Origin of the sequence: Halalkalibacter urbisdiaboli (assembly GCF_002156385.1) — a bacterium.
GTDB classification, from domain to species: Bacteria; Bacillota; Bacilli; order Bacillales; family Bacillaceae_D; genus Halalkalibacter_A; species Halalkalibacter_A urbisdiaboli.
The window spans coordinates 226,994-247,223 of the sequence record NZ_MVJM01000001.1; the positions used below are offsets into that span (position 1 = coordinate 226,994).

The 20,230-nt window shown below is 38.8% G+C and carries 18 protein-coding genes; 6 read left to right on the plus strand and 12 right to left on the minus strand.

Annotated elements, in window-relative coordinates; translation table 11 throughout:
* Nucleotides 1-90: 90 nt before the first annotated feature.
* From yhfH (B1R93_RS01150) to rraA, 3 genes are all read left to right on the plus strand, one after another.
* Complete coding sequence (gene yhfH / locus B1R93_RS01150) at nucleotides 91-225, plus strand: protein YhfH (RefSeq protein ID WP_088102160.1); 135 nt, start codon at nucleotides 91-93, stop codon at nucleotides 223-225.
* A 39-nt stretch (nucleotides 226-264) separates the two neighbouring features.
* Complete coding sequence (gene yhfH / locus B1R93_RS01155) at nucleotides 265-417, plus strand: protein YhfH (RefSeq protein WP_245308163.1); 153 nt, start codon at nucleotides 265-267, stop codon at nucleotides 415-417.
* Nucleotides 418-527: 110 nt separating this feature from the next.
* Nucleotides 528-1,040 carry a ribonuclease E activity regulator RraA gene (gene rraA / locus B1R93_RS01160; protein ID WP_088102161.1) on the plus strand — a complete coding sequence of 171 codons (513 nt, stop codon included), beginning with the start codon at nucleotides 528-530 and terminating at the stop codon, nucleotides 1,038-1,040.
* Between the two features lie 152 nt (nucleotides 1,041-1,192).
* On the opposite strand, the gene B1R93_RS01165 is transcribed toward rraA, so the two are convergent.
* From B1R93_RS01165 to B1R93_RS01185, 5 genes are all read right to left on the minus strand, one after another.
* A complete protein-coding gene (locus B1R93_RS01165) occupies nucleotides 1,193-3,751 on the minus strand; it encodes a LamG-like jellyroll fold domain-containing protein (protein ID WP_088102162.1) in 2,559 nt (852 codons plus the stop codon).
* A gap of 698 nt (nucleotides 3,752-4,449) precedes the next feature.
* Nucleotides 4,450-5,727 (minus strand): isocitrate lyase, encoded by a 1,278-nt coding sequence (gene aceA, locus B1R93_RS01170; RefSeq protein WP_088103355.1) that lies wholly within the window; start codon nucleotides 5,725-5,727, stop codon nucleotides 4,450-4,452.
* A 353-nt stretch (nucleotides 5,728-6,080) separates the two neighbouring features.
* Complete coding sequence (locus tag B1R93_RS01175) at nucleotides 6,081-6,911, minus strand: sulfurtransferase (RefSeq protein ID WP_088102163.1); 831 nt, start codon at nucleotides 6,909-6,911, stop codon at nucleotides 6,081-6,083.
* A gap of 16 nt (nucleotides 6,912-6,927) precedes the next feature.
* Complete coding sequence (locus B1R93_RS01180; RefSeq protein ID WP_245308164.1) at nucleotides 6,928-7,302, minus strand: YppE family protein; 375 nt, start codon at nucleotides 7,300-7,302, stop codon at nucleotides 6,928-6,930.
* A 126-nt stretch (nucleotides 7,303-7,428) separates the two neighbouring features.
* Complete coding sequence (locus B1R93_RS01185) at nucleotides 7,429-7,953, minus strand: RacA protein (RefSeq protein WP_088102165.1); 525 nt, start codon at nucleotides 7,951-7,953, stop codon at nucleotides 7,429-7,431.
* A 189-nt stretch (nucleotides 7,954-8,142) separates the two neighbouring features.
* Between B1R93_RS01185 and B1R93_RS23585 the strand changes: the two genes are divergently transcribed.
* Nucleotides 8,143-8,271: a hypothetical protein gene (locus B1R93_RS23585; RefSeq protein WP_280949449.1), complete on the plus strand. Its 129-nt coding sequence runs from the start codon at nucleotides 8,143-8,145 to the stop codon at nucleotides 8,269-8,271.
* A gap of 72 nt (nucleotides 8,272-8,343) precedes the next feature.
* On the opposite strand, the gene B1R93_RS01190 is transcribed toward B1R93_RS23585, so the two are convergent.
* A complete protein-coding gene (locus B1R93_RS01190) occupies nucleotides 8,344-9,306 on the minus strand; it encodes a DUF2515 domain-containing protein (RefSeq protein ID WP_088102166.1) in 963 nt (320 codons plus the stop codon).
* A 167-nt stretch (nucleotides 9,307-9,473) separates the two neighbouring features.
* Here B1R93_RS01190 and recU point away from each other — a divergent pair, with 167 nt between their 5' ends.
* Together recU and B1R93_RS01200 are read left to right on the plus strand one after the other, a co-directional pair.
* Nucleotides 9,474-10,076: a Holliday junction resolvase RecU gene (gene recU, locus B1R93_RS01195; RefSeq protein WP_088102167.1), complete on the plus strand. Its 603-nt coding sequence runs from the start codon at nucleotides 9,474-9,476 to the stop codon at nucleotides 10,074-10,076.
* Between the two features lie 34 nt (nucleotides 10,077-10,110).
* Nucleotides 10,111-12,735: a transglycosylase domain-containing protein gene (locus tag B1R93_RS01200; protein WP_088102168.1), complete on the plus strand. Its 2,625-nt coding sequence runs from the start codon at nucleotides 10,111-10,113 to the stop codon at nucleotides 12,733-12,735.
* A gap of 66 nt (nucleotides 12,736-12,801) precedes the next feature.
* Here the strand turns inward: B1R93_RS01200 and B1R93_RS01205 are convergent, their stop codons facing one another.
* From B1R93_RS01205 to B1R93_RS01230, 6 genes are all read right to left on the minus strand, one after another.
* Nucleotides 12,802-16,383, minus strand: coding sequence for a dynamin family protein (locus tag B1R93_RS01205; protein WP_088102169.1), 3,582 nt, complete (start codon nucleotides 16,381-16,383; stop codon nucleotides 12,802-12,804).
* Between the two features lie 20 nt (nucleotides 16,384-16,403).
* On the minus strand, nucleotides 16,404-16,913 hold the full coding sequence (locus tag B1R93_RS01210; protein ID WP_088102170.1) for a YpoC family protein: 510 nt from the start codon (nucleotides 16,911-16,913) through the stop codon (nucleotides 16,404-16,406).
* Nucleotides 16,910-17,566, minus strand: coding sequence for an endonuclease III (gene nth / locus B1R93_RS01215; RefSeq protein WP_088102171.1), 657 nt, complete (start codon nucleotides 17,564-17,566; stop codon nucleotides 16,910-16,912). Before nth ends, B1R93_RS01210 begins: the two co-directional genes overlap by 4 nt.
* Before the next feature lie 17 nt (nucleotides 17,567-17,583).
* Entirely contained in the window at nucleotides 17,584-18,288 is a 705-nt protein-coding gene (locus B1R93_RS01220) for a DnaD domain-containing protein (protein WP_088102172.1), read from the minus strand.
* Nucleotides 18,289-18,411: 123 nt separating this feature from the next.
* A complete protein-coding gene (locus B1R93_RS01225; RefSeq protein ID WP_088102173.1) occupies nucleotides 18,412-19,596 on the minus strand; it encodes a pyridoxal phosphate-dependent aminotransferase in 1,185 nt (394 codons plus the stop codon).
* 137 nt (nucleotides 19,597-19,733) lie between these two features.
* The gene (locus B1R93_RS01230) at nucleotides 19,734-20,219 is read right to left on the minus strand and encodes a cell wall elongation regulator TseB-like domain-containing protein (protein ID WP_088102174.1); all 486 of its coding nucleotides are present in this window, start codon (nucleotides 20,217-20,219) and stop codon (nucleotides 19,734-19,736) included.
* Between the last annotated feature and the right edge of the window lie 11 nt (nucleotides 20,220-20,230).

Here is a 20,230-nt window from a genome sequence, read left to right on the forward strand (position 1 = left end):
AAATAATCTGACTTTTTTATAAAACAGTATTGATTTTAACAAACTGTTATAATACAATGAAACCAACAAAACAGATGGAGGGATTTAAACATGACACCAGGAGCAGAGTTTTTTAGACAAATCGACCCGAAGATTTGCACTGATTGCGGAAAACCCATGGTCGAGATGCACGAATCCTATTTAAATCAATGTGATAAATGCCTAAGTCAAACAGAACACAACTAAAAATTAAAGCCTGTTACACAACAGAGAGGAGCGATAGAAATGAATACAACGTATCAAATGACCCCTAAAGCAGAATCTTTCCGGGTATTAGAACCTAAAATCTGCACGAATTGCGGTGATATCATTGAAGAAATGCACGAAACGTATTTTACACAATGCGATAAATGCTTACGAAAGACCCCACATAACTAAACACCTGATACAGTAGTCTTAAACAACTTCATTATCTTACTGAAAAAGCTGACTTAACATTCCACCCTTAGAGTCAGCTTTTTCTAAACTATTTCTTAAGGAGGAAACCCGTGAAGCGCACCCCTGTTTTTACAGCCGACCTTTGCGATCACTTTCCCGATAAAGTACAAATAACGGAATCTATTTTTAAGAGATTCGGTAATAAACGTTCTTTTAATGGACCTATCCACACCTTGAAAGTATTTGAAGATAACACCCTCGTAAAACGTGCCTTACAAACCATTCCAACCGGCAGCGTTTTAGTTATAGACGGAGGCGGCTCAACACAGCGCGCCTTGATCGGTGATAATCTCGCTCAAATCGCAGTAAACAGACAATTATCAGGAATTCTTGTGTATGGATGCATCCGAGATAGTGCTCAAATTAACGAAATGGCTATCGGAATTTTAGCATTAGGCACAACCCCCATGAAAAGCTTGAAACTTGGAAAAGGGATTGAAAATATCCCAGTTCACTTCGCCGGAGCCCTTTTCGAACCAGGTTCTTATCTATACGCCGATGAAGATGGAGTCATCGTTAGTAAAAAACCACTCTCATTACATACAGAAGAAACACACAGTTAAAAACAAAGCCACTGAAAAAGGTAAAAATCAACCTTTTTCAGTGGCTTGATTAAATAGCAATAGCTTCGCACATTGCTTCGAGGGCATTAAAAAAGGGAAAAGTACCTTTTTCTGCGCCTCTTAAAAACACGAGCGTTTCTTCTTTTCTTTGCTTATTCATTAACACTTGTTAACTCAGCTACTTGATTTGCCGAAAGAACCCCTTCATAAATACGTACATCATCAATCAAGCCCTTATAAGGCGTATCCCACCAGTTAACTCCTAAGCTAAAGCTTGCATCCGTTGTTGTAAATACATTTGTAAAGTTCTCACCAGAAAACTTCTCTTCACCATTAACATAAACTGCAATACTTCCGTTATCGACAGTAAACGCAAGATGCGTCCATTCACTTGTAGGGATCGTCATGCCAGTGACAGCATCGTACCATCTCCCGCCATTAGACCAAACCATTGTATTGCCGTCTACCGGACCATTCGGAACAAGACTTACCCAGTTATTACTATCCCTCGCTCCAAAGAACGTTGTCGTGAATGGTGTTAATTCTTCTGGGTTCAACCATAATGACACCGAGTACGTATTGCTAGAAATTAAACCATTCGGTAAACGAATACCTGATTCACCGTTGAAAACGGCCGCTTTCCCAATTTTACCGTCAACATACGTAATTTCTCCACCTTCATTATCAATACGATCACCTGTTACAGTACCAGAACCAAAATTGCCACTCTGATCCACTAAATCATTTTCAAATTCAAAGTGAGCAGACATACCTACTTCGTTGTACGGGAGCACAGTAATGTTAAATTCTTTCGTTTCAGTTACATCACCTTTTGTTACAGTTGCCGTTAAGGTAGCAGACACACTCTCATCCCCAGCTTCAGGTCTACTAATTTCACCTGTTTCTGTTACAACATTAGCATCTGAGGTCTCCCACGAAATGACCGCACCTCTCGTCCCTTCTGTCGGAAGCGACAATTTAGAGATAACATTGTCGGTATCACCTAAATCAAGGTCCGCCACTACATCCGCAACAACTTCTTCATCTGTTTTCTCCAATAATTTCGTTCCCCAAATGGATACACCTTTATCCGACACTGCTGTAAACGCCATGACATATTGCTCTGAAGTCGGATCCCATTGGTGAACAAATACTCCGTCATAGACAACACCATCAACGGTCAATTCAGCTTCGCTATGACCTGTCTTTTTCCATGAACCTTCAACAGACCCCGAGATAGTATTATCTTTATTCAGGCGCATAAATGAAGATTTTTTTATTTCAGCAGAATTGTCTTTTCCATGATTAATAAATTGATATTCACCAATAACGTCTTGTCTATTGATTTTTTCAAGCGTTTCGCCAGCGTAACGATAAGGTGCAACAACCGGCCATCCGTCTTTATTCATAAACATTTGATGAATGCGCAACTCATGCATCTCACCTGTTTCCGGGAAGCGAGTATGGAATACTAAAAATTGTTGCCCTGTTTCATCATCATAATAAACCGAATTATGCCCAGGGGAAACATAACCATAACCAATCCCTGTGCCAGGCTCTCCAATTTTCCGATCAAACAAAAAGTTCCCCATCAGTTTATTTCCGAACGGAGCATTATCTGTGTTGGTAGGTAAAACAGCCGGTTTACCTTCAGCATCAACATAAGGACCTTCTGGGTTTTCAGATCTAAATAACCTCATGTGATAGCCACCATCTGCACCTAACCATCCATAGGTTACATACAAATAGTAGTAGCCTGTACTCTCGTCATAAACAACGTACGGACCTTCTCCAGATTTTCCATAACCACCTGCAATTTTAATACCAAAATAACGGTCAATTAACCGTTCATCTGATGTTTTTCCATCTTCACCAGGATAAATCGCTTCACCAGTCTGTTTATCAATCTCGATCATAAAAATCCCACCAGACCACGAGCCATAAGTCATCCATAGCTTTCCTTCATCATCATAAAACAGGTTTGCATCAATTGCATTCGGAAACGTACTATTATTGTAGCTTCCATTCGCATTAAACCAATTATCACTTGGTCCCGCTAGTACTTCTTCATCAATTAAGCTTTGAATATTCGTATTAGTCCACTTTTTATTCACATCGCTATTTGCATCATATGCTTCACCTTCAGTAAAGCCAGAATACACAAGTGTATCAACATATTGATACGGACCTTCAATTTCTTTTGACACCGCATACCCAATCGCTGAACGAATATACGTAGACGATGCACTGTAATACATCATATATGCTCCAGTTGTTCCATCTTCATGAACGTAATCTTCGTTCCAGAAAATTTCAGGCGCCCAAACAGCATATCCCCCTTTACTATCAGCGTCATCTTCACCAGCCCATTTGAAGGATTCAGCTAGGTTTTCTGACAAATCACCATAAATAACATTATTAGGGGTTGTATAACCATTTGCAAAATCAGTCCAGCTCTTTAAATCAGTTGACTTAGCTGCTGCAATATGAGAGCCAAACACATAAAATGTATCATCAACCTTTATAATTGACGGATCATGAACGGAGACATTCTGAAATTGAGGCACCTCACCCTCGTAACTTTGGTAAGGCTTATTGCTATTCGGTTTACTAACTTGTTGCTCCGTAGTCTTTGCAAGCACCGTTATCGGAATAATCAAAACAAGAAGTAACAATCCAAGCGTTAACCTTTTAACTAAATTTTTTTTCATTCATTTTTCCCCTCTCTTCACTTTTTTGAAAACGCATACATTTTAAAGCGAGTGTAAATTCTTCATTTTCCCTCCCTCTCTCGATTGTTCCATCGATAAACAAGCCTAACATTTATAAATACATTAACTTATTTATCCATAAATTAATATTAGTATAAATTTAGAAAATTCACAATAGGATTATTCGTTTATCGATTCTACTTTAAAACTAATAAATACAAGGATTTAGGTAGAACGTCTTAGTTTGAATCGACTAATAAACAAACCTCGTAAAGTTAATATAAATATTAACAACTGGACATATAGTAACTTTCATCCCAACCATAAAAGAAGAGGCTGTACCAAAAAGGTTGTTTTTTAACCTTTTGGCACAACCTTCATGCAATGAGCGTAGTCGCTACACCTTTTAAAAACCTTACGATGAGGAGGGCACTGAAAAAGGGTGGGTTTCCCTTTTTCAGTACCCTTTAAGTAATGTGCGGAGCCGTTGCCTGGTTTTGAAAGCCCTGCTATGAGTGGTTTTCTCATAACAGGGCGCGCAACGCGTGGAGCCATTACTACTTCTTTGAGTTACAAAGAAGTAGTTTTTCAGTGGCCTCACGATGAGCGGTGTTCTCATCGTATAGCGAACAGAGCCATTACTTTGCACGCTTTAAGCTTTAAGACAGGCCCTACTTTCCAGACCATAGCCCTAATTATCATCGTTGAAATTGCGCTTCCTCAGTCGAACCCTTTAAAGCTGTCGTTGAAGAAGTTCCACCGGATACTACTTGCGCAACCTCATCAAAGTAGCCTGTTCCCACTTCCCTTTGATGGCGTGTTGCTGTGTATCCATTCTCTTCAGCCGCAAATTCCGCTTGCTGAAGCTCTGAATAAGCCCCCATCCCTCTTGTTTTGTAACCTCGCGCAAGCTCAAACATACTATAATTCAAAGCATGGAATCCCGCTAGCGTCACAAATTGGAACTTGTATTCCATCTTCCCTAATTCCACTTGATACGTTTCGATCGTTTCTTTGTCTAGGTTCGCCTCCCAATTAAACGACGGAGAACAATTGTAAGCTAATAGTTTACCAGGGAATTTTGCATGGATCGCTTCCGCAAATCGCTTCGCCTCCTCAAGACTAGGCTTCGACGTTTCACACCAAATCAAATCCGCATAAGGCGCATAAGCAAGGCCGCGAGCAATTGCTTGATCAATCCCGGCTTTTGTCCGGTAAAACCCTTCTGTTGTACGTTCACCAGTAATAAAAGGAGCATCCACAGGATCAATATCACTCGTAATTAAATCAGCCGCATCCGCATCTGTCCTAGCGATAAGAACTGTTGGTACTCCCGAAACATCAGCAGCAAGGCGAGCGGAAACAAGATTACGAATCGCTGTTTGTGTCGGGATTAAGACTTTCCCACCGAGATGACCACATTTCTTTTCAGAAGCTAGCTGGTCTTCAAAATGAACTCCTGATGCCCCTGCCTCAATCATCGCTTTCATTAATTCAAAGACATTCAATTGCCCTCCAAACCCAGCTTCAGCATCAGCGACAATCGGTGCAAAATAATCAACATCACCCTCACCTTCCATATGTTGAATTTGGTCAGCACGAGAAAGAGAGTTGTTAATCCGCTTTACTACTTGCGGAACAGAGTTCGCCGGGTACAAGCTTTGATCAGGGTACATATGACCTGCCAAGTTAGCATCCGCCGCTACTTGCCACCCACTTAAGTAAATAGCCTTTAATCCAGCTTTCACCTGCTGAACAGCCTGCCCACCAGTTAACGCACCTAAAGCGTTTACAAATGGTTCATTAATAAGCATTTTCCATAGTTTTTCAGAACCACGACGTGCGAGAGTATGCTCTATTTGCAAAGAACCACGTAACCGAACTACCTCCTCAGCAGAATACGGTCGAGTAATCCCTGCCCAACGCGAATCTAACCCCCACTGTTCTTGTAGTTTTTCTACTTCATTCCGATTCATTTGATTTCCCATATTCTCCATCTCCCTTTTCTCTTTTCTCTTTTTTTGACCGACTTTCTCACTTTCCTCTTTCTACTCAATCTAATTTATGATGTCATCAACTGCCCCTCCGTTCTCTGTTTTAAAACAGTTAATTATTTCTTGGTTTTATATTATAACAGACAAAACTGTAATACAACTGTTTCTTTTATATTTTTTTGTTTTTTTATCGACACAAAACTACAATAAAACTAAAAACCTTGAATAATCAAGGTTTTCCTCAAAACATAATTTTAAAATTGTTATAAAACAGTTTTAACTATTTAACTCTGTATTAAAAAGAGGTCTAAAAGTTATCCTTTTAGACCTCTTTCCTATTCCGTACGTTCAATTTTTGCATCCTTATATGAAATCCAATCGCTCCAACTACCGATATATAATTTAACACTGTTATAACCTAATTGCTTCAGTGCAAGGACATTTGGGCACGCTGTTACACCGGAGCCACAGTAAACAATAATTGAATCATTCGCATTTACTGTTGCAAAGTGGGATGCTAGCTCATCGTCTTTTTTCAAAGTCCCCTGCTCTTTTAATACATCTCGCCAAAAGAAGTTTTTCGCTGTTGGAATATGACCAGCAATTTTATCAATCGGTTCGACTTTTCCTTCAAAACGGGGCGTTTCTCTAGAATCAATAAGTGCCCCCCTTCTACTCTTCACCATATTGTATACATCAGTACGGGAAGCAAGAAGGTCTGGTTTAATATTCGCCTTAAAAACCTTCGTTTCAAATTGAGGAATCTTTTTAGCCGTCTTATATTGCTTCGCCCATTCTGAAAAACTTCCATTCATGACATAAACGTTCTCATGACCGAGGTAGTGTAAAAGCCACCACAATCTTGAAGCAAAAGGGCCTCCTTCATCATCATATGCAACAACTGTTACAGTTTCATCAATTCCAATTGCACCTAACTTGCTTGTTAGTTCGTTCAAATCTGGTAGAGGATGACGGCCCCCATGTACTTGTATTGGTCCAGACAAATCCTTTTCTAAGTCAAGATAGACAGCTCCTGGAATATGGCTTTCATTATACCTGTTTTGCCCGTCCTCAGAATCACCTAGTTTAAACCGACAGTCAATTACTCGTAACGAGTCTTGTTCCACCCTTTGGGCTACCCAATCCATTTCAACGATTGCTTTCATACTTTCAGCTCCCTCTCTAATGCTTTTGTAAACTGTTTATTACTTGGTGAAGAACAAAAGCAACCGATTTAAACGTTTCAATTTGACGTTTCTTTCCTGTATCAGCAAAAAAGGACTTAATTGCGACTATTTCAATATTTTCAACAGTCTGTGTTAACTGAATCGGGTGTAAGTTCAACGGCTTCTCTGTTTTTACAAATTGTTCAGCTAACGGAAGCCACTCGTCAGTAAGCTGTTTCATTTTATCCGCAAAAGGCTTTACTTTACCGTAAAAATCCACTTCATACCCCTCTTGTTTAACGACCTCTATATAATACCGTTCGGCTTCTTCATTCATTTTTAGCAACTCTTTCGTAAGTTGACTTAATCTTGTCCGCTCTTGCTCTATCAAACTCTTCACCTCCACGTCCATCTTAGCAAACGATGGATACGTTGCAAAGTTAAGTATATTCGAATGTTTAAATCTACGCTTATAAAAAGAAGCCGAGTTACCCTCGGCTAATAAATGGATCTACATTTATGAAAAAATCTCCAGCAACGTTCTTCGTTTCTTTTTTGTACCTTCACCTGCGGCTAGTGGCAGTTCGTTATGATTGTAGTCCATTTCGTGTTGTTCAGGTTGCTTTACTTTGTTTTCCATTTTTGAAATACGCTGTTCTAAACGAGTAAGCTTTTCAAACATTTCCTCTAATTCTGACCGCTGCTTTAATAACTGATAGCTTACAACCTCGTCTGCTTTTTGTGAGATTCGTTGTTCTAAATCAGTCACTTGTTCAATCACATGGTTAAGCTTATTCTCGTACACTCTGGCATCAACCATGTTTGCCTTAACTTCATCCAAATCTATCTCATCAAGTACTTTTCCTAGTTGTAATTGGGATTTTATTGAGACAAGAGTTTTAAGCTGATTTTCTGTTAAACCTTCATGACCTAACTCGTTTACCTTCCATTCCATACCAAAATAATTTGTCCATTGCTTCAGGGTCGTGAAATCGATTTCAAGTCGTTGTGATAATTCAGCTACATCAATAAACGTTCTCATATTTATCCCTCCCGAGTTTCCTTTGCCCTTTTATTCGGTCTGTTTCCGTCTCTTACCTTCACTATTGACAAAACTAGTTGCTATTCGTCAAAGAAAGTCTTAATATTGCATACTTTGAACAAATTCAATACATGGAACCTCATAATTAAAGACATAATATAACCGAATCAAAAAAAGGAGGGTCCCAGTTTGAATAAAAAACACGAAAATAAGCAACCGACAGCCTCACAAAAAGAAGAGATTAGAGAAGGTAAAACAATGGTCGATGGGTATGCTGGTGATAAAAAACTCGCTGGCCCAAATCGCCCAGCCGAATAACGAATAAACCAACTGTTTTCTAACCAGTCGGAGGGGGTGCCCAAAAGGTCAAAACAAACCTGGGTACCCCTTTTAATCGTTTAACCAGTCTTTTATTTTTCCGGCGTAATAGAGCTCTAGTTGTTTTCGTCTCACCCAATTTGTTCGCTCTTGCGGAGTCTGTTCCTTTACAGGAATAAACATTTTTTTCAGTGCTCTTGTTTCTCTTTTGTACCAGTCTGTTTTATTTTTTGAATATTCATGTTTAATAATAGGATATGTTAAACGAAGCAACGGACTGTTATTTTGCGTTTCCCAGTTTAAAAATTGTTCATAATCTTTTCTTGAGCCTGTATGTACCGTATGTTTCTGAAAATCTATAATTTTCCCATAAATATCAGGATGAAAAAGAAGCATCTCTAGCTGCTTTCCTAGCCAAATCCTTGACTCTACTTTTCGAAAATTGCGTACATAAAAGCCATACAACTCCCCCGTCCTTGTCGGAAACAGCACATAACTAAAGTGTGCATGCTCCTCCAAAAAATATCGAAGCGTTGAAAATACATGCTTTTCATAAACCGGGTCTTCAAGTACAGGTTTTTGAATTACATTTTGCTCATTTATAATTAAGGCTGTACATAAACGATGTTCATCCCGCCTTTCCCAAAACATTTTCCATTCCCTTTCCATGAATCTTGAAACCCCGAATTTAGGTAGGAAATGAAACAGTGGTTCTCCGCTTTTTTTCGACCACTCATATATGAGAAGCTGTGGGAATGCATCTTGAAAAATCGTCCAATTAGCTCGTTCATAGGTAGAGAATACTACACGTCGATCGTTTTCATTTAAAAGTTTTTGAAACCATTTGCTCTCTAGATCCGTCATATTCCAGCCAGCATTTCTTGAAACTAGACCTGCAAGTAGTGCCCAACGGATTTCAGGGTTACGGTTATAAAATGCTTCATAAAATACGGTACGTGAAATATTATCGATATTTCCTTTTTCGGTCTTTTTTATTATCGACTCAAGTACATCTTGTTTGAGAGAGCTAGCCATCAAATCACCCTTTCACATAAAAACTACACGATTTTATCAAAAATCACATTACCCATCCTTTCCTTCTTTATGATAAGATAATGTGATGGAATCTATCCTTGTAAATGCTGGTTCTGAAAAATTTTAAACATGCATACGATCGAATTTGGAAAGGATTGTGAAAAATAATGACGATTCGATATCCGAATGGGAGGCGCTATACGACAACACAGCCTAGTATGAAAAAGAAGCAAGCAAAACAAATGACGTATAGTAACCGTGGCATGACGCTTGAGGAAGACATTAATGAAACAAATGAATACTACCTTCATCAAGGAAAAGCAGTCATTCATAAAAAACCAACTCCAGTCCAAATTGTTCAAGTCGATTATCCGAAACGTAGTGCAGCTGTAATAAAAGAAGCTTATTTTAAACAAGCCTCAACTACAGATTTTAATGGTGTATTTCAAGGTCGGTACATTGATTTTGAAGCAAAAGAAACGAAAAATAAGCAGTCATTTCCTTTAAAAAACTTTCACGAACATCAAGTTTCGCATATGAAACAAATCGTTGCACAAAAAGGAATTTGCTTCGTTTTGCTTCGTTTTACAATAACAGACGAAGTATACCTTTTAGATGCTGTCCATCTGATTGATTATTATGAAAAGCAGGACCAAAAACGGAAATCAATTTTAAAAACAGATATTGAAAAATATGGCCATTTGATTAAAATAGGATATCATCCACGTATTGATTATTTATCTGTTGTTCAAGATGTTTATTTTGGTTAAAGGGACTAGCTGATTTAGAAAGGAACGATTTTCAATGTCAGAAAATACAAGACAAGGAAGGCGACAATCCCGTTTAGAAAAACGTAATAATGAACAAAAGGGAAAAAAACCTTCTAAAAAAAGTTTATTTAAGAAACTAGTTATTATTTTTACTACTATTATTGTTTTAGCCATTATTGGTGGAGGCGTAACAATTTTTGCAATGATTCAAGGGGCTCCTGATTTAGAAGAAGAAAAACTTACCCTTTCTCAAGCGGCACAAATCTACTCAGACAATGATGAATTTGTTTCCCAGCTTGATGCGACAGAACGGCGAATTAATGTAAGTATTCAAGATGTTCCGCAAGTCGTTGAAGATGCCTTCATATCCGTTGAGGATGTGCGCTTTGAACAGCATTTTGGCATCGATATTCGTCGCCTTTTCGGTGCGGTTGCTGCCAATATTACCGATGGATTCGGAGCTGAGGGTGCTAGTACGATTACCCAACAGCTTGTTAAGAACCTTTTCTTAAATGAACAGAAAAAGCTTACACGAAAAGTACAGGAACAATATTTAGCTATTAAACTAGAACAACGTTACACCAAAGACCAAATTTTGGAGATGTATTTGAATCAAATTTATTTAGGGTCAGGGGCATACGGAATTGAAAAAGCCTCACAAACGTATTTCAGCAAGTCTGTAACAGAGTTAGAAATTGAGGATGCAGCTCTTTTAGCTGGTATTCCTCGTCGACCAAGCTATTATGACCCGACAAAAAACCCTGAGGCTGCCGAGAAGCGAAGAAACCTTGTTATTTCGCTGATGGAGAAACATGGGAAAATTACAGCAGATGAGGCTGAAAAAGCAAAAAATGTTCCAATCTCAGAGCAAATAAATCAAACCGAACGTGAAGCTTATCCATATGAAGCATTTTACAACCAAGTGTTATCCGAGCTCGAACAAATGGATGGGATTACGGTCAACGATTTATACAACGCTGGGTTAAAGGTTTATACAACTCTAGATGTTGAAGCACAGCAGCATGTAGAAAACGTTCTACAAACAGACGAATATATTAAGCAATACCCTGAAAATGAAGATTTTCAAGCAGGTGTTACATTAGTTGATACGAAAACAGGGCAAATTAAGGCGATTGGCAGTGGTCGTGAAGATACCGGAATCCAACGTGGACTTAATTATGCGACTGAAATTAAAAAACAGCCTGGCTCGACAATTAAACCTATTTTAGACTACGGTCCAGCCATTGAATATCTTCAATGGTCAACAGGAAAGGTCATTGTCGATGAACCGCATACGTATAATACTGGGGACCAAGTGCGTAACTTCAGTCGAAATTATGAAGGTCCTATGTCAATGAGACGGGCACTGACAAAATCACAAAATGTGCCTGCAATTAAAGCATTACAAGAGGTCGGCGTTGACCGAGCGCAAGGTTTTGCAGAACGACTTGGTGTTCCGATTGAATTACCAAATGGACAATCAACAATGCCTGAGGCGTATGGTTTAGGTGGTTTCGAGACAGGTGTTTCAACGCTACATCTAGCAGGGGCTTATGCTGCTTTTGGAAACAATGGTTACTATACAAAGCCTTATACCGTTCGAAAGATAGAATTTCCAGATGGCCGAGTCATTGATATGACACCTCAATCAACATTAGCAATGAGTGATTATACAGCATATATGATTACTGATATGTTAAAGTCTGTCATGACTGAAGGAACAGGTAGAACAGCAAACATCCCTCATTTACATGTTGCTGGAAAGACCGGAACAACAAACTTCTCTGAAGAGATTCAAAAGGCTCACAACATCCCAAGCGGTGGTGTGCCTGACAAATGGTTTGCTGGGTATACGACAAACTATTCAGTTGCGGTTTGGACCGGTTTTTCTAAAAATGGGGAGAATAATTATTTAGATCAAGGGAGCCCACTTGCTCAACTTATTTTTAAAGAAATCATCGAGGGCGTTTCAAAGGATAAAGAAAATGAAGACTTTACGATGCCAAATTCAGTTGTAAGAGTTGGTGTAGAACGGTCAACTGGACTACTGCCAAGTGAATTCACTCCTCAGAGCGAAATCGTCTATGAACTGTTCGTAAGAGGAAATGAGCCAACAAGAGTATCGGAAGAATTCATGAAAATTCCTGAACCGACTGACTTTACTGCTGGCTATGATGAAGAACGCAATCAAATCATTGTAAGCTGGAATTATCCTGAAGAACATCGTGAAAAGGTGACGTTCGAACTCCAGCTAACTATTGATGAGGAAAGCCCGCAAACACTCGATCGAATGAAGGATATGCAATACGCTTATAGTAGCCCTGAGCCTGGCTCAACGTACCGTTTTGAAGTTGTTGCTATTTTTGATGAAAGTGCAAACGTTAAGAGTAAGCCTGTAAGCGCCGAAGTAACTATTCCAGCACCAGTTGAGGAAGAACCTATCGATGACGATGAAATTCCTGATCCTCTTGATGAGATTGAAGATCCTCTTGATGAGATTGAAGATCCTAGCGATGAGGAAAATCCTGATGATGATAGCTCACAAGAAGGTGACGCTGACAATAAAACACCTGGGAATGGTAAACCAGCTAGAACAGAAGATGATGATTCTGTTACCAGCCAACAAAATTTAAATATTCTTGATGACAATGAACAATAAAATAAAGACAATGAAGGCTGTGCCAAAAGGTTAAAAAACAACCTTTTGGCACAGCCTCTTCTTTTATTATATTAAGCTTTGCACCAATCGTAGTTCTTGCTCCATCTTTACCTGTTCCTTCGAATCAAGTAGAGCATCAAATCGGTCAATTTCACGATGTAGAGATAAACTAATTTGCTTTTTACTATCCTGTTCAAGCTCAGTAATAATATCATTTACTGCTGCTTTTGTCTTTTCTTCAAGCTCCAATAACACATTCTTCGTTTGTTCTGATACATCCTCCACTATACGCTCCTTCAACCGCTTTGCGTCACCTTCTTCAAAAAATGCTTTTAAGGACTTAAAATAGGTCAGATAAGGTTTACTATCTAAATCGATTAAACGCTCGTAAAAAGGCTTTTCAAGCGTAAAAGGCTGTGGTTCATATACGATCGAGAACGAGGCAAAGTCCTTTCTAATGGCCTGCTCAATTTCCTTTAGCCATGTATCAATGGCTTGCTTGATTGCAGCTTCGATTCGGATAAGAGTTGCATGAAGTTCCTGCTCTAGGAAATGCTCACCTTCCCCTCTCCAGTCTTTAATCGCTGCTTCAAGAGATTGTTGCTGTGCTTTTTTGCTTGCTCCTTTAACCGTCGTTACATTTATCGCATCAATAAAACCATCATTTAAAACGTAACGAATTCGTTCACGTAGAAATAGATATAGTTGACTAACTTCCTGTTGACTATCATGAACAACAGCTGTTAATTGTTGGTCACTAATTTTGGAAGCCCACTTTTCCACATTGTTCTTTATATGGCTCCGTTTTTCTTCTTTTTCCTTTTCGGCACTTTGAAGAAAATGAATCGCTTCCTCCAATTTCAACATATAGCGAGAAGCTTCCTGTTTAAGTAGATCAAAGCCAAGCCTCTTTAATTCGTGTATTGTTTGTTTGTAAAAGGCCTGCTCAAATTGTTTAAACCAGCTAGTTTTCTCTAATCCAGTTTGTTTTTCGAGAAGTCCTTGTTTACTTGATAAATGATAAATTCTTGGCTGGTCAATACCATTAGCTCGTAATTGGTCATAAACATGCTTTCGTACTCCGTTTAACTCTTGCTCACTTCCAGCTAAATCAGCTGCATTTAAGACAAAGTAAAGTTTGTCATGGCGAAAGCTTTCGTTTACCTTTGCCATTTGCTGTAGAAAGTGTTGATCTGCCTTTGAAAATGCGTGATTATAATACGTTACATAAAAAATCGCATCCGACTCCCGCAATTGTTTAAAAGCAACATTTGTATGTCTTCCATGAATTGAATTAACCCCTGGTGTATCGACAAGGACAATACCTTGCTTCGTTAATGGTGAATCATAATATAGTGTAACATCGTTAATAAGACATGCATATTTTTCTTTTGCGACAAGTTCGGCTAACTCATTACGATTTACCTCTCGTTTTGCACCGAGTTCCCACGTTGTTGTCGATAAGCTTTCTTTTAATGTTACTAAGTATTCTGCATATGTTTTTTGCCAGCTCGTCACATATTGCTTCATCACAGGCTTCCATTTTTGAATCGTATCAATTGTCACTTCTTCATCTAGCTGTTTCGCGACTGCTACTATCTCACTTGCTAATACTTCCTTTGATTTCACCTTCACAATCGCTGTATTATGCGGATGTTCGGGCTCAGCTTTCTTTACCGTATTTACAGTGGCTGTTGTCGGATGAGGGGAAACTGGTAAAACAGCTTCACCTAATAATGCATTGGCAAAGCTTGACTTTCCTGCACTAAAAGCGCCAAACAGGGAAATCATAAACGTCTGCTCTTTATTCCGTTTCACTCTCTCAAGCAGCTGCTCACGTTCCCGATTTAACCATTGCTTCTCTTTAAACGTTTGCAACGCATCATCAAGACTAGCCAACCACTGCTTCGTTTGCTCATCATCAAAGTCACCTTGACCATGTTCAACCTCTTGTGCCCAGTCAGTGTCAATTACGCTATCAGTCGGAAGTGACACTTGATCAAATTGGTTTCCAGCATCTAGTTTAGGAAAGGGTTTTTGTGCTGCTGAGATTAACGCCTGCTCATACGCACCTTCATCTTGAAACTGTTTAGCTTGCTGATGATAGTAAGCGATACTTTTATTAAATCGTTCTTCTGTCTCAGCAATTTTTTGAACAAAATAATCAACCTGCTGCAGTTCCTCTAATTTCTTCTCTAACTGTATCCTCTCTTCAGACCAGTGAGTCTGCATACCTTGACAGATTACCTCAAGTGCAGTCATAGCCTTCTGTTTTAGTTGTCTAACAACCTCGGCCGTCCGTTCCTTTGTAAAGGTGAAGACATAGTCACGATTCATATGACCTGCAACAACGGCATTTTTAAAAAAGTCAGATGTGATGGTTACATGTACATTAGCGATTGCCCTTTCAACTTCATCACGGTTCGTTAAAAGCTCCCTCTCAAGTTGAAACGAGCGTTGAAAATGAAATTCAAGCTGACTTTTTACTTTGTCCTGTGTTTCTTTAACGAGTTTTTCGAGACGTCTGTTTTGTTCTTCTTCTGTTTTCTTTTTCGAGAATAAAATTCCGACCTTAAAACCAGGCTGAATACTCTCTAACCAATTTCTTGCAAGCTCAGTCGTTGTATAAGGAAACAACGTAACATTTTGAACAATATCGTTCCATTCTTTTTGAAGTGAGGTCTCTAGCGTATGTTGGGCCAGCTTATTTCGATCATACGCTTCTCGAACCGCTTGTGCTTGTTCTAACTGTGACCTTTTGAACCCTTTCTCATGCATATCTTCAACGATAAATTCAGTTGCTTCTTCTTTCTCTTCTTCTAGTCTTGCTGCAACACTTAAATAAAAGCTTTGCTGTAAGCGTTGCTTCGAATAAGGAAGTAATTGCTCACCATGATATAGAACAGCCTTCATTTCACGTTCAAACTCGGCAAATTTATTCAGATGGTGTTCCTCGGCCTTCATGCTTGTATAATAGAGCTTCATAAACTGAATGCCCCAACGCGAAAAGCCGTGCCTAATCGACTCATCAAAAGCTTCAAACGATAGCTCATTCTCGTCATGCTTATCAATTTGATTTATAATTATATATAATGGTTTGTTTTCATCAGACAGCTGTTTTAAAAAATATAAGTTTGTTTCTGATTGAACATGATTATAATCCATTACATAAACGATAACATCGGTTGTATATAGTGCTTCAAGTGTTACAGCTTGATGAGAAGGGTCTGTCGAGTCAACACCTGGCGTATCATAAATAACGCTTTGATCGCCTAGAAAAGCAAGTGGGGCATGAATGGTCATTTCAGAAATATCGACTCCGTTCATTCCCCATTCACGTACTCGTTGCCAAGGAATTTCCCCTTGCCATTCATTTGCTTTCCCATCACGTTTTACAACTGACAATCCAAGTTCCCCATTTTTTATTCCAATGATATTTGCACTCGTTGGAATAGGACTTGTAGGTAAAACTTCGGCTCCAAGTAACCGATTTAGAATCGTTGATTTTCCCGCAGAAAAGTGACCACAAAACGCAACCTGAAATGTTGAATCTCCTTGTTTACGCTTGACGACGTTTTGTCGTTCTAGTTCACTCTCCGTTAACGTTGCTTCTCCACTCAAATATTTACTTTCTACTAGCGAGCTCATCTCTCCACCACCCGATTTTTCTATCTCTTATTTTTTTTATGCTTTTCCATTACGACATCTCGCGCATACAGTTTTTCTAATTCAGTCATCAATGCCTGTAATTGGACAAAGCTGTGAAAACGTTCTGGTCCTGATAATACAAAAGAAAGTCTTTCTTCAATATTAACCGGATGCAGCCGTAAATCTCCAGCATAATTTTCAACATTTAGTAAGGAAGGGACTGGTGATTCATTCATCCAAAATAACCCATCTATGAATAGAGCAATCATCTGAATCATCGGTTGTTTTGTTAACGCTTTCTGTCTTGTTTTAAAAAGAGCTATTAGTCGTGTTTCTTGCTCCTTCCAACATTCAAAAATGAGCGGTAAATATGTCTCTCTTTCAAGCCAAGGTTCTAGCGTTTCCGATAATTCGTAATAAAAGAGGTTCGTTTCCATAGTATGTGCGAAATTCGATGAAACGTCGATAACAACTTCCTCCGTTGTATAAAACGGCTCACGTCTAAAGGAAGAAGGGATGAATAATCTCATCCCGTTTGTTTCACTTTCATTCGTTTTTTTCCTTCACGACACACCGTCAATAAAGGACAAATATCACATTGAGGAGACTGTGCTTTACAATGATAGCGTCCGAAAAAGATAAGACGATGGTGCGAGTCAGACCAAAGCTCCTTTGGAATTTTTTTCATTAGCGTTTCCTCAACTTGCAATACACTGTCCTTCCAACGACAAATACCAAGGCGCTTGCTCACGCGCTCAACATGAGTATCAACGGCAATCGCCGGCTCGCCGAAGGCAACAGAAGTCACTACATTTGCCGTTTTCCTCCCTACACCAGCTAACTTGACTAACTGGTCTCTTTCTTTCGGTACTTCTCCGTTATATTCTTCAATAAGAGATTGTGATAATTTCTTAATGTTTTTAGCCTTACTTCTAAATAACCCGATTGAGCGAATATCGTTTTCTAGCTCCTCCAATGGTACTGCTACATAATCCTCTGGCTTCTTATATTTCTCAAATAATGAAGGAGTGACTTTATTAACGAGAGCATCCGTACATTGTGCAGAAAGAACGACGGCAATTAATAGTTCAAATGGGTTGGAATGCGTTAATTCACATTCCGCATCAGGGTACATTTCAGCTATGACATCAAGAGCTTCATTCGTTTGTTTTTTATTTAGCATTTTGATTCACCACTATTCTATGACTGTTCAAGCCAATTAAAGCCAGGGAATGCATCCGATCTTTGTCTTTCTGGCTCAGGCTTTCTCGTTTGGTTATATTTTCGAAATTTTTCTCCGTGAGCTTTTGCTTGTTCCAATGTTGTTACACCATTGCGCTTCCATTCAAATAGAATTCGATCAATATAACGAAAATTTAATTTACCTGAAACAACTGCTTCTCTTAGTGCTCCTAAAATTAGCTCTGGCGAATGATTATCTTGGTCAATCCACATCGATAACGTTTCCGCTTCAATGGGTGATAACGGGCGGCAAAATTCCTGTTCAAACCGTGTATAGAGCTGGCCTTCCTGTTCAAATTTAAGCTGTTCTTGATTTGTTTGTTCTTCTCCTTGAATATGTTGAAGTAACCTAATCCATAGTGGCTCTAATGTATAAAATTCAAATAAAATTCCTTGGTCATCCATTTGTTTTTCAAGTGTTAAATAACCCTTTTTTACAAGCCGCCCAAGTAGTTCAGCACACCCGCTGGTGGTGTGAGTCATTCGTTCACTCAAACGGTCAGGTGTTGGGAACTGTTCTCCTTCATCAATAAATGTTTGAACCTGTAATAAGGCTACTAGTTCATCTTCTTTAAGCCCTATGCTTTTATAATGCTGTAAAAGTAATTTCGGGACAGATAAATGTCCTTGTGTTGTCCATTTTACAAGCGATTTCTGATCCATCTATAACACCTCTACCCGATATTATAACACGAGAAAGTAGCTTTGTTGCTTCCTTTTCTTCCCCGATAATAAACACTAAAAAGAGCACCTGCATAAACAGATGCTCTTTCCTTATTATAAGCTTTATTTTGTATTGTTACGAATAAAACGCTCAATTCTTTCAAGGGCAGATTCAAGCAAATCTAAAGACGTCGCATATGAAAGACGAACATTTTCAGGAGCCCCAAAACCTGAACCAGGAACTAGCGCTACTTTTTCTTCCTCTAAAATAGCCGCAACCCAATCATCAACATTGTCAAAGCCTGTCATTCTTGCAGCTTCGCTAACATTCGGAAATAGGTAAAATGCCCCTTTTGGCTTAACGCATGATACGCCTGGGATCGTAATAAGCTTGTCGTATACTTTATTTAAACGCTCTTCAAACGCTTGACGCATTTTTTCAACCGAGCCATCATCCTCTGTATAAGCAGCAATTGACCCGTATTGTGCATTTGCTGTTGGGTTTGACGTACTATGACTCGCCAGATTTGTCATCGCTTTTACCAAGTCCTGGTTACCTGCAGCATACCCAATTCTCCATCCTGTCATGGAGTGAGACTTAGATACACCATTTACTATTAACGTTTGCTCTTTTAGTGCTTCAGAAATCTCTGCGATTGATGTGTGTATTGCACCACCATAAACAAGCTTTTCATAAATTTCATCCGAAACTATTAAAACATCATGCTTCAAACATATTTCTCCGATTTCAGCCAATTCTTCCTTAGAATACATAGAGCCTGTTGGGTTACTAGGAGAATTTAAAATAAATGCTTTTGTTTTGTTTGTAATCGCTTGTTCTAATTGCTCTGCTGTTACTTTAAATTCATTACTCTCAAGCCCTTCAATATAAACTGGTTCTCCTCCCGCTAACTTCACTTGTTCCGGATAACTTACCCAGTAAGGTGTTGGAATGATAACTTCATCACCTTCATCAAGTAATGCTTGAAATAATGTGTATAAGATATGTTTTGCTCCAGAACCAACAATAATTTCACTTGCCTTATATGTAATACCTTGGTCTTGTTTAAATTTCTCAATAATCGCTTCCTTTAGTTTCGGTAACCCACCGGATGGTGTATATTTTGTATGACCTTCCTCCATCGAACGAACGGCCGCGTCAATAATATATTGTGGCGTATTAAAGTCCGGTTCACCAGCTCCTAGTCCGATAACGTCATGTCCTTGCTCTTTCAATTCCTTTGCTTTTGCAGTAATGGCTAAAGTTGTTGAGGGTGTTAGGGTTAAAACTCTTTTCGCTAAATTCATTGTCTTATTCTTCCTCCCTTTGGTTCCTATCTCTTACTATAGTTCGTCCTAAGGTTTCATTCAAGTGTCGATTTTTGTTCTGGACAATTTTTTTCATAAAACTTTACAAAGGCGCAACAACGAAGACAGCGTTTCGCCTATATTTCTCGCCTTAGGCTATAGCGTTTCATGAAGGTCCCGTCGTCAAAGGTTATGTAATAGTAGCCTTGTCGGTTATCTTCATCAATAAATACGACTTCATAAACCGGTAAACCACGTTCAAAGCCAAGTCTGACCTTTTGAACAGTAGGTATTCCTAGATCATCTTTTACTTTGTTTATAACTTCTTCTGTTGTTATTCCCTCGGATGCTTTTCTTGAAACGACTTCTTCAAAATCTTGTCTCAACCAAACAATTGTTTCCTCTAATTCCTCATTTAAACCGTATAAGATATAATAAGGATCAGTTCCATGATAATAGTGAATTGTGTTTATTTCATGCAATACTTCTTGATTCAATACATATTTTTCCGCTTGCTCATACCCTTTTTCTAAAGGTGCTCTCACCACATAATACGATAAAACACTCGCCCCTAACAATAGAAGAACAAATGAAATACTAGTAACCATAAACCATTTTTTCATTTTTCAACACC